Source organism: Polaribacter filamentus (genome assembly GCF_002943715.1).
GTDB classification, from domain to species: Bacteria; Bacteroidota; Bacteroidia; order Flavobacteriales; family Flavobacteriaceae; genus Polaribacter; species Polaribacter filamentus.
This window is the reverse complement of sequence record NZ_MQUA01000012.1, coordinates 1-9,663: the sequence shown is the minus strand read 5'-3', so window position 1 is coordinate 9,663 and position 9,663 is coordinate 1. Positions and strand designations below refer to the sequence as shown.

General features: G+C 33.6%; 8 protein-coding genes and 2 pseudogenes. 5 read left to right on the top strand and 5 right to left on the bottom strand.

Features of this window, described 5'->3' with window-relative positions; translation table 11 throughout:
* Positions 1–42: 42 nt before the first annotated feature.
* Together BST83_RS20355 and BST83_RS20350 are read right to left on the bottom strand one after the other, a co-directional pair.
* Positions 43–249 carry a hypothetical protein gene (locus BST83_RS20355; protein ID WP_240614618.1) on the bottom strand — a complete coding sequence of 69 codons (207 nt, stop codon included), beginning with the start codon at positions 247–249 and terminating at the stop codon, positions 43–45.
* A 258-nt stretch (positions 250–507) separates the two neighbouring features.
* A complete protein-coding gene (locus tag BST83_RS20350) occupies positions 508–1,269 on the bottom strand; it encodes a reverse transcriptase domain-containing protein (protein ID WP_240614617.1) in 762 nt (253 codons plus the stop codon).
* Positions 1,270–1,944: 675 nt separating this feature from the next.
* On the opposite strand from BST83_RS20350, the gene BST83_RS02030 reads away from it, so the two are divergent.
* Together BST83_RS02030 and BST83_RS19755 are read left to right on the top strand one after the other, a co-directional pair.
* Positions 1,945–3,201 carry a hypothetical protein gene (locus BST83_RS02030; RefSeq protein ID WP_104808358.1) on the top strand — a complete coding sequence of 419 codons (1,257 nt, stop codon included), beginning with the start codon at positions 1,945–1,947 and terminating at the stop codon, positions 3,199–3,201.
* A gap of 733 nt (positions 3,202–3,934) precedes the next feature.
* Positions 3,935–4,609 (top strand): S41 family peptidase, encoded by a 675-nt coding sequence (locus tag BST83_RS19755; RefSeq protein WP_170062713.1) that lies wholly within the window; start codon positions 3,935–3,937, stop codon positions 4,607–4,609.
* A 92-nt stretch (positions 4,610–4,701) separates the two neighbouring features.
* Here BST83_RS19755 and ltrA read toward each other — a convergent pair whose 3' ends face one another.
* Complete coding sequence (gene ltrA / locus BST83_RS02020; protein ID WP_104808356.1) at positions 4,702–5,982, bottom strand: group II intron reverse transcriptase/maturase; 1,281 nt, start codon at positions 5,980–5,982, stop codon at positions 4,702–4,704.
* Between the two features lie 645 nt (positions 5,983–6,627).
* Between ltrA and BST83_RS02015 the strand changes: the two genes are divergently transcribed.
* The 3 genes from BST83_RS02015 to BST83_RS20340 are packed head-to-tail and all read left to right on the top strand — an operon-like array spanning position 6,628 to position 7,379.
* A complete protein-coding gene (locus BST83_RS02015) occupies positions 6,628–6,930 on the top strand; it encodes a DUF3024 domain-containing protein (protein WP_240614616.1) in 303 nt (100 codons plus the stop codon).
* Positions 6,931–6,963: 33 nt separating this feature from the next.
* Positions 6,964–7,158, top strand: a complete 195-nt coding sequence (locus BST83_RS20345; RefSeq protein ID WP_240614615.1) for a hypothetical protein — start codon at positions 6,964–6,966, stop codon at positions 7,156–7,158.
* 38 nt (positions 7,159–7,196) lie between these two features.
* Positions 7,197–7,379 carry a UPF0158 family protein gene (locus BST83_RS20340; protein ID WP_240614614.1) on the top strand — a complete coding sequence of 61 codons (183 nt, stop codon included), beginning with the start codon at positions 7,197–7,199 and terminating at the stop codon, positions 7,377–7,379.
* Positions 7,380–7,430: 51 nt separating this feature from the next.
* Here BST83_RS20340 and BST83_RS02005 read toward each other — a convergent pair.
* Positions 7,431–8,401: pseudogene (locus BST83_RS02005) on the bottom strand (IS110 family RNA-guided transposase).
* A gap of 868 nt (positions 8,402–9,269) precedes the next feature.
* Positions 9,270–9,663, bottom strand: a pseudogene (locus BST83_RS19750) (hypothetical protein); the annotation flags it as partial.

Below are 9,663 nucleotides of genomic sequence, written 5' to 3'. Positions count from 1 at the left end.
TACGGCGGTTCACAATTGAAGTTTGCTTCTTATTTATGTAATCTACCATGGGTTTGTAACCTTTTCTTTTAAGTATAGAAAGGGTAATTGTAGTTTTAGTATAGGGCTTTGGGCTACTGCCCAGCCTCCCATTCTTGTTCTACTCCAAGCATACGCTTGTCCGTTTCTATTCCTATCGAATAGGCTTTTACTTTTCTTTCTAGTTTTTCCAATCATGCCAAATGCAATATCGTAACCTATTTCGAACATTCATCCACTTTTTAAGTTTAGCATAAATGTTTGTTAATCGGTAATTATTCATCCAGCCCTGCAAACTTGATTTGTCGCTCGAGTCTTTCTAGTAAGACATTGGTTTGGTTTTCTTGGTTAAACTTTTAGATTGCGCTTAAACTTTTCCCAACTTTCCTGTTTTACAACTAGTTGATACTGCCCTTTTATGCCTTTCTTATAGATTGGCACAAAACCGTGTCCTAGCAATTTAAATTTACAGGTCTGCGTATACCACTTTTAGCACCATTTATAGGGCTTTAATTTGTCTCTAAGAACCAAATACATGCTATTCCTATCGTTTTGCCTCGCTTTTGCTTTTAGCATACATACTAAAATCGTCTGCATAACGCACATATCGTACCCTTGTTTTTGCATTTCTTTATCCAGAACGTCTAATATAATATTAGATAGTAATGGACTTATTGGACTGCCTTGTGGAATTCCTTTTCGGCGTTTATAAAGTTTTCCATTTATTGAAATGGGAACTCTAAGCCATTTTCGGATTAAACGCAAGGTGGTTCGGCATTGTACTTTGTTGTAAATAAGTTGCAGTAGGATGCAATGGTCTACTTCATCGAAGAATCCTTTTAAGTCAATATCTACAATATCCTGATAGCCATCATTGATGTATCGCTGGGCTTGTAGTACTGCCTTTTGGATGTTCTTCTGTGGGCGAAATCCGTAACTAAAGGTTTCAAATTCGTATTCGAACTTAGTCATTAATTGTTGGTTTACCCCCTGTTGTAACCATCTGTCTACTACCGTTGGTATTCCTAAAAGTCGGGTTTTACCATTTCCTTTAGGGATCGTTACTCCTAAAATTGCTTGTGGTACATAGCTATTATTACAAATGGATAGCAGTAGTTCTGACCTATTTTCCCTAATGTATTCAGGGAGTTTTTGATGCGACATACTGTCTATTCCGCTTGCTCCTTTATTGCGCATAACTTGACGTGCTGCTTTATAAAGATTCGTAGCTTCTAATACTTGGGCAATCATAGTTTTAAATAATTTGTTTACTCCTGTTGAGCTAAGACTAGGCTAGCAACGCCTCCTAGTCGAATTACAACGTAATTTAATGTTCAGTCCTTCCTTACTTGTGAGACCGTGAGGGTTTTCCCCTCCTCGTTTCCTGTAAGTACTATGACTTCTGCTGACTTCTCTATACAGCCAACTCGTGGCTCTAGAGACCTCCCCAGGTAATGGCATCTTCTTTCACTCAATTCCTGCCGTATCTACATACTTACCCTTTTGTTACTCTTTTGGGCGTTACAATGATGTGCTTGCTTACCCAAGTAAATATGCCTCTGTATACGATTTCTGTTCGTCAGTACCGAGTTTTGTAGTCTCGCTTTCTTCAGATGTAACTTCGCAGTTACCACCCTTGCGACTTACTAATGCTTCAAGACGTTACTCCTGTGCATAAGGGACTTGCACCCTCTAGTTGAATAACTTATCTTGCGATAAGTTAAAGATGCCCATACTGGGCACACACACCGTATAAAATTAATTGCTGGTTTTAGCTTATTTACGAAAGTTCTCGCAGATTTTAAATCTGTGTTTATTTACTAACTTTCGTGCTTAAAACACGCAACTAATCTTATACAATCACGTTGTAGCCAATTAACCGAACGAGATGAATTCAACAGAAAAAGAAATATTGGAGAGGATTTTGTGAATGAAATTGCATTCAATTCTTTTATTGAACATTGGTGTTATCCAAGTCCAAAAGATGAAAATGGAGATAAAAAAGAAATATGTGACCTTTTAATTTTATTCGGAGACAAGCTAATAATTATATCGGTCAAGAATTATGAATTTAAAGACTTTTATTCTAGATACTTTAGAAGAACTATTGACAAGGCAGTTAAACAAATTTATGGAGCAGAAAGAAAGCTATTAAAAAGTAAAATAGATATTTTCATTAAGCACCCTAAAAGGGATATTGAAAAATTTCCAAAAGAAAGAGTTAAAGAAATTCATAGAGTTATTGTTAACCTAGGAGAAGGAGTACGATTTTATCCATTTAACAAAGAAACAAAAGATGAAAAATTCATTACTCTTTTGGATAAAGAAGCTTTTCAAACAATAGTTCGTGAATTAGATACAATTCCCGATTTTCTTGAATATTTAAGAAAGAGAGAAGAATTGTTTGCGAACAAAACTGCTACTATTATGCCTGGTGAAGAAGATGATTTCCCTGCAGAAACAGCAAAACAATTTTTTGAATATGCACAAAATAATTTTAACCCAACTGGCAATCAAAGTCTCTTAATTTCAGGAACTGAGCACGATTTATTAGCACATTACCTGAAAAATGAAAGGACATTTCCCGAACTAATTAATTCAGATGAGTATAATGGCATATTCATCCAATTAGATGGTGCTTGGAAAGATTTTAATGAACGCAAAGAAGTACAGCAAAAAAGAGAACTAGACAGGAACAGTTACTTTCTTGACGAACTAGTTAAAAGAGAAGTCTTAAACAATATCAATGAAAACTCAATAGAACTTGCAACAGCTATTATGTCTTTTGATAGGTTTAATCGGAGGATAATTTCCGAAAACTTTTTGCAATTCTACGACTCTTATAAAACCTCAAAAGGAAATTATTTAGCAAGAAGATATGCTGATTTTGGAGGCGTAGGAATTGTATTTGCTTTCTACCCAAAAGAAATGCCACAAGAAATGTCTAACAACTTACTTTCTGTAGCACTTGATAGTTTTTGTGTTTACTCTAATTATAAGAGTAAATCAATGATTCTAATAGCAACAACGAACGAATTTAAACAATTTAAAATGGGATTAATGAAAGACATAGTACCTTTTTCGAAAGAAGAAGAACTTGAGATAAGGAAAAATGTTGAATTACTTGGCTGGTTTACAAATCATCAAGAATTTAAAATAACTAGCAAAGAATATCCAGATTGAAAATAAAAAAACTGGCTACAACACCGTATATAATTTATTGCTAGTTCAAGCCTACTTACGAAATCCCTCGCGGACTTTCTTGGTCGGTAATTATTTACTAAATTAGTTGCTTAAAACACGCAACAAACCATATACAACAACGTTCTACGCAATTTAAAACAACAATCGTAACATATATGAAACAACTGATTTTAGTATTTATCATCTTTCTAAATTTTTCTTATGCTAATTCACAGAGCAATAAAATAGACCAAACAAAAATAAAGGAAGATTTAAACGAAATCTTAACTGATATATCTCAAAATTACATTTATCTACAAGAAAAAATGTTGATTTAAATTGCATCCGAGAATATTACGAGAAACAAATTCCAGACATAAAAACAGAAGAACAAATTGTTCTTTTTTTTGAGTATCTCTTAGACGAATTTTATGATAGTCATCTAATCTTAAACACCAATAGAAATTCTTCATTCAGGTTATATTCACCAATATATGTAACTATCAAAAATGGAAAGCCGATAGTATCAAATGTTTGGCAAATCCAAATAGAAAATCTTGAACAAAATATAATTGGAGCAGAGTTATTAAAAATAAACGGAACTGATTTTGACAGAGCAATCGAACAATTTCCAACGCATTGCAGTGACAAAAAATCCCAAAGCGTTAGAGAGTGGATAGCTAATAAACTTTTGGCAGGTCGTTACAATCAACCTAGAATTCTAACCTTAAAATTGGAAAGTAAAGAAACTGTTGAATTTGATTTGGATAAACTAAAAATCAAACAATCTTCTGAACTTCTAACATTGACCGTAGAAAATGAGATTGGAATAATTACTATAAACAATTCATTGGGAAATAACGGTCTTATAAATGAGTTTGACAAAGCTCTCGACAAGTTGATGAACACCAAAGGACTGATAATAGATTTGAGAAATACCGTAGATGGTGGCAATTCATATGTGGCTCGTGGAATTATGGGACGATTCATCAATGAACCTAAGCCATATCAAAAACATTTGACAATCGAGCAATATGACGGAAATCCGATTTTAGAAAGAAGTTGGATAGAATATGTAAACCCAAGAAAGGAACAATACAAAAAACCCGTTGTGATTTTAGTCGGACGATGGACAGGAAGTATGGGAGAAGGACTTGTGATAGGTTTTGAAGGAATAGAAAGAGCAGAAATAGTTGGTTCTGAAATGGAGAGGTTGGCAGGAGAAATGAACGGGTTTTCGTTTAAAAATCAAAATTTTGGTTACCGCCTTTCAACAGCTAAACTATTTCACGTGAATGGAACGCCAAGAGAAAAGTACGTGCCTACCAATTATGTGAAACAAACGACAATTCAAAAAGATGAAACCCTTGAAAAAGGAATTGAAATAATTAACAAAAGTGAAGAATAAAAACTGCGTAGAATCGAGTAGACGGCTGACTACCAAAAAGTAGCCAGTGCGCCTCTCACACCACCGTACGTGCGGGTCTCGTATACGGCGGTTCACCAAATTGAAGTTTGCTTCTTATTTATGTAATCTACCATGGGTTTGTAACCTTTTCTTTTAAGTATAGAAAGGGTAATTGTAGTTTTAAGTATAGGGCTTTGGGCTACTGCCCAGCCTCCCATTCTTGTTCTACTCCAAGCATACGCTTGTCCGTTTTCTATTCCTAATCGAATTAGGCTTTTACGTTTTCTTTCTAGTTTTTTCCAATCATGCCAAATGCAATATCGTAACCTATTTCGCAACCATTCATCCAACTTTTTAAGTTTAGCATAAATGTTTGTTAATCGGTAATTATTCATCCAGCCCCTGCAAACTTGATTTAGTCGCTCGAGTCTTTCTAGTAAAGACATTGGTTTGGTTTTCTTGGTTAAACTTTTAAGATTGCGCTTAAACTTTTCCCAACTTTCCTGTTTTACAACTAGTTGATACTGCCCTTTTATGCCTTTCTTATAGATTGGCACAAAACCGTGTCCTAGCAATTTAAAATTTACAGGTCTGCGTATACCACTTTTAGCACCATTTATAGGGAGCTTTAATTTGTCTCTAAGAAACAAATACATGCTATTTCCTATTCGTTTTGCCTCGCTTTTGCTTTTAGCATACATACTAAAATCGTCTGCATAACGCACATATCGTACCCCTTGTTTTTGCATTTCTTTATCCAGAACGTCTAATATAATATTAGATAGTAATGGACTTATTGGACTGCCTTGTGGAATTCCTTTTCGGCGTTTATAAAGTTTTCCATTTATTGAAATGGGAACTCTAAGCCATTTTCGGATTAAACGCAAGGTGGTTCGGCATTGTACTTTGTTGTAAATAAGTTGCAGTAGGATGCAATGGTCTACTTCATCGAAGAATCCTTTTAAGTCAATATCTACAATATCCTGATAGCCATCATTGATGTATCGCTGGGCTTGTAGTACTGCCTTTTGGATGTTCTTCTGTGGGCGAAATCCGTAACTAAAGGTTTCAAATTCGTATTCGAACTTAGTCATTAATTGTTGGTTTACCCCCTGTTGTAACCATCTGTCTACTACCGTTGGTATTCCTAAAAGTCGGGTTTTACCATTTCCTTTAGGGATCGTTACTCCTAAAATTGCTTGTGGTACATAGCTATTATTACAAATGGATAGCAGTAGTTCTGACCTATTTTCCCTAATGTATTCAGGGAGTTTTTGATGCGACATACTGTCTATTCCGCTTGCTCCTTTATTGCGCATAACTTGACGTGCTGCTTTATAAAGATTCGTAGCTTCTAATACTTGGGCAATCATAGTTTTAAATAATTTGTTTACTCCTGTTGAGCTAAGACTAGGCTAGCAATGCCTCCTAGTCGAATTACAACGTAATTTAATGTTCAGTCCTTCCTTACTTGTGAGACCGTGAGGGTTTTTCCCTCCTCGTTTCCTGTAAGTACTATGACTTCTGCTGACTTCTCTATACAGCCAACTCGTGGCTCTAGAGACCTCCCCAGGTAATGGCATCTTCTTTCACTCAATTCCTGCCGTATCTACATACTTACCCTTTTGTTACTCTTTTGGGCGTTACAATGATGTGCTTGCTTACCCAAGTAAATATGCCGCTGTATACGATTTCTGTTCGTCAGTAACGAGTTTTGTAGTCTCGCTTTCTTCAGATGTAACTTCGCAGTTACCACCCTTGCGACTTACTAATGCTTCAAGACGTTACTCCTGTGCATAAGGGACTTGCACCCTCTAGTTGAATAACTTATCTTGCGATAAGTTAAAGAGGCCCATACTGGGCACACACACCGTATATAATTTATTGCTTGCTTCTTGCCTACTTGCGAAAGTCCTTGCGGATTTTCTATTTGGTTTGTACTTGCTAAATTTGTTACTTTACCACGCAACAAACCATATACCAAAAGTTGTGCACAAGCTGAAAAAAATTGGAACATAATGAAAAACACTACGATTGACATAAACGAATCCACTATTAAAAAGTATGTGGAATCATTACGACCTGAAAACCTTGAAGTTCGTAAACAAGTTGATATCGGGTATTCATTCGACGGGAAAGTTGTAATCCTATTCGAAATCAGACCTGAATGGGACAACCCAAAAAAGATGCAACAAATTGATTTTGCTAAAATCCGACATTATAAATCAAAGAAAAAATGGAATCTATTTTGGATGCGAGCTAGCGGAAAATGGGAGATTTACGAACCATTTCCTGAATCTACTCATTTAGGGAAATTATAGAAATCATAAAAAAGGATAAACACGGTTGCTTTTATGGATAATTCAAAACAAAGTGTAGTTAGAGAAATTGCGCAAGAATTAGATTGCGGAAATGAATGCTACTACAATATGAAAACGAATGAAATTATAGCAATTCCTGATTTTTCACAAATTTCAGACGAAGAAGAATTTAAAGAGATTTTCCGTGAGCATTTAGAAAAGATAAATCAGAAAAAGAAAATTTTATAAAAATTGAGATACTTGAAAGTTTCGAATCATTTAAAATAATGGAGCGATTTATCGAGCAGTTAAATGACCAAAATTTAAAATTGGAATTACAAGATGTTTTACAACAGAAAAAACCTTTTCAGAATTTTAAGCATAAAATAGACCAATCTAATTTTCGCCAATCTTGGTTTGACTTTAAACAAAATGAATTGGAAAAAATAGTAGAAAATCAATTAAAATGAGAAAAGCCTGTGCACAACAAAGTACTGTGGTAAAAAACAAGTAAAATCTCATTAATTTTTCACTAAAGTACTTATATAGGTGTCATCATATATTAATCCTGATTTTGCTATGGCAAATGCCTGTTTTAATAGCTTATTACAAACTGCAATTAAAGCTAATTTTTTACGCTTACCTTTTGCGACTATTCTATCATAAATTGCCTTACACCCTTTATTGTATTTACAGGCATTAAAGCTGCACATAAATAATAAATTTCGCAGCTTTTGATTTCCTATTTTACTAATTCGTGCTCGGCCATTTACACTAGATCCACTTTGTCTAATTATAGGGGTTAATCCTGCATAACTACATAACTCACTTCCACTTTTAAAACGATCGAATCCATCCGTTAAAACCACTAACATTAAGGATGTTTTCTTTCCTATTCCTGGAATACTTTTTAAACGTGTTAAAATATCTTTATGCACTTCATTTACCAACAACAAAAGCTTTTCTTCTATAGTATCTATTTCTTTTTTGAGTTGTCTTAAACTCCTTTTAATGAAGTAACAACTAATTTACTAGGTTGCCCTAAAACAGCTTCTCCATGTAATTTATTTTTTAACATAGTACTCTGTTTTGTATACACAGAAAGTAATCTTGTCATTTGAAGACATTCTAATTGGTGTTTTGAGTTTCCCTGCCAAAGCTTTAAATCTACTTGTTTTGCGTATTCACAAATAAGCTTAGAATCACTTTTATCTGTCTTTATTTTAGATAGTTTCATCTGAATAAAACGTTTTACTGATAATGGGTTTTCTACGGATAATACAACGCTATTCTCCTGTAAATAATACGCTAACTGATAGTGATAATAACCGGTAGCTTCCATCACACAATGGCTATTAAAATCCAAAAGTTTCATGAATTTTTTAAATCCAATTAAGCTGTTTTTAAATTGATAGTAATTACCATCAGAATCTGTAACATCAAAAACTAAATGGCTGATGTCAATACCAAAATATTTAATATCTTTATTCATAAGAAAATGTTTTTTGAAAGGACATACTACGCGAGTTTCAACGACTTAAAATCGAGGTCTAAAAAGCCTCATAGAACTGTACGAAATCTGTGTAGAAAAGAGAGGTGATTTTCAATGTTGACGAAGTCTTAAGCTTCTGCGTATATCATAACCTTAATCCCCTCTTTTGTTCTTTCTAATTTATATGTCTAATTTAGTGTTTTTATTAAAATGCTAACTTAAGCCGTATATAATTTATTGCTAATTCTAGCCCAATGTTATTAAGTTAAGGATTATTCATATTGTATCTTTCTGGTTTTTAGTTACTTTAGGTTTTCTTCGCGTTCTATATTTACTGGTATTTCTTTTGTTAGCGGGAACCGGACTCGAACCAGTGACGTTCGGGTTATGAGCTCTGTGTTTAAAATGATTTAAGCACAAATATTAAGCTAAAAAACCCTTAAAATTATAAAATCGTATGCAAAAACGTTTTTAGTTTTTAGATTATTGAAAATATTTAATGCATGTAAAATTTAAAATCAAATATTTATGATCATATTCAACTAATTTATAAACCAATATCAAACTTAAATTTATTTTTGTTCACATTATGACAAAAACAAATATCACATCATTTAAACATACAGATATTTGTATCATTTTCTTTGTTTAATTAGGCGATAATAATAAAAGTAAAAGTCCAAATATTAGAGTGTTTAGCAAACCATATGGACTTATTCTCGAATCAAATTTTAGATCAATTTTAAAATTTAACCTATTTTTGACAACAATGCCCCTTTAGTCTCAAGAATAGGTCAATATGGTTTACATTCTAGGACAAATCATCCTTTTTGATTTACCCATTTTTTAATTCCTCTCCAAACCATTGTTAATTATGGAAATCTTCAACATAGTAAGTTGATTTTGGAAACCTTCCTATTTTATTATACCTTAAATAACTATCAAATATTGTGAAATCGGGGCCAACAACACGTGGGTCGTTTGTTCTCTTTAATTCTTCTATTAGAATATTTTTCATTTGTGCTTCTAGTATATGGTAATCTTGCTGACCTGACAAATTATTTAAACAATCCTTATCTTTATCTAAATTATAAAGCTCAAATTCTGGACGTTTGTTAAAAGCCAAATTAAAATATGTCTCTGTTTTTTCAGCCTTATAATTTTCAATAAGGTATGTTTTGGATGGCGACTCATCAATGTCTGCAAATATGCCTTCATAAACATAGTTTCCGGCTTTATTTAAGCCATAAATGGGTAGTAAT

Excerpts from the sequence above, each read along its gene's own strand:
- BST83_RS20355 (WP_240614618.1), bottom strand. The coding sequence starts at position 249 with ATGTTCGAAATAGGTTACGATATTGCATTTGGCATGATTGGAAAAACT.
- BST83_RS20350 (WP_240614617.1), bottom strand. The coding sequence starts at position 1,269 with ATGATTGCCCAAGTATTAGAAGCTACGAATCTTTATAAAGCAGCACGT.
- ltrA (WP_104808356.1), bottom strand. The coding sequence starts at position 5,982 with ATGATTGCCCAAGTATTAGAAGCTACGAATCTTTATAAAGCAGCACGT.
- BST83_RS02015 (WP_240614616.1), top strand. The coding sequence starts at position 6,628 with ATGAAAAACACTACGATTGACATAAACGAATCCACTATTAAAAAGTAT.
- BST83_RS20345 (WP_240614615.1), top strand. The coding sequence starts at position 6,964 with ATGGATAATTCAAAACAAAGTGTAGTTAGAGAAATTGCGCAAGAATTA.
- BST83_RS20340 (WP_240614614.1), top strand. The coding sequence starts at position 7,197 with ATGGAGCGATTTATCGAGCAGTTAAATGACCAAAATTTAAAATTGGAA.